1 protein-coding gene is annotated in these 400 nt (G+C 50.0%); it reads right to left on the bottom strand.

The window, feature by feature from the left end; all coding sequences use genetic code 11:
* Nucleotides 1-400, bottom strand: a 400-nt coding sequence (locus ACK8OT_RS19315) for a tyrosine-type recombinase/integrase (RefSeq protein ID WP_410198140.1), incomplete at both ends; no start/stop codon positions are given.

Consider the following 400-nt stretch of genomic DNA (forward strand, 5'->3'; position numbering starts at 1 on the left):
ATGTTGTTTTATATTGCAATCTGCCAACACCCGCTGCATCGCTTTTTGCACGCTGCCTTTATCCATCGGGCTATCACTCTCAGGCCCCATCTTCGGGAACAATAATCGCGGATGACGATGTGTGGCCCAATAGCCGCGCAATGCGACAAGCGTGCGCGATGGCAATGGCACAAATCTGTCTTTGCCGCCTTTGCCTTCACGAATATGCACTTGCATTGATGCGCTGTCGATATCGGCGACCGTCAAATTAAGCCCTTCACTTAAGCGCAACCCAAGGGTGTACAGCACCAAAAAGAACACCTGATAGCGACACTTAACCGTCATGGAAATCAGCAATCCGACTTGCAGTGGAGTTAAAATATCCGGCAAGCGCTTCACTTGCGGTGGTTTGACAATGTTG

It is taken from the genome of Motilimonas thetidivivens, assembly GCF_046452435.1.
In the GTDB taxonomy this organism is placed as follows: domain Bacteria; phylum Pseudomonadota; class Gammaproteobacteria; order Enterobacterales; family CBDFNC01; genus Motilimonas.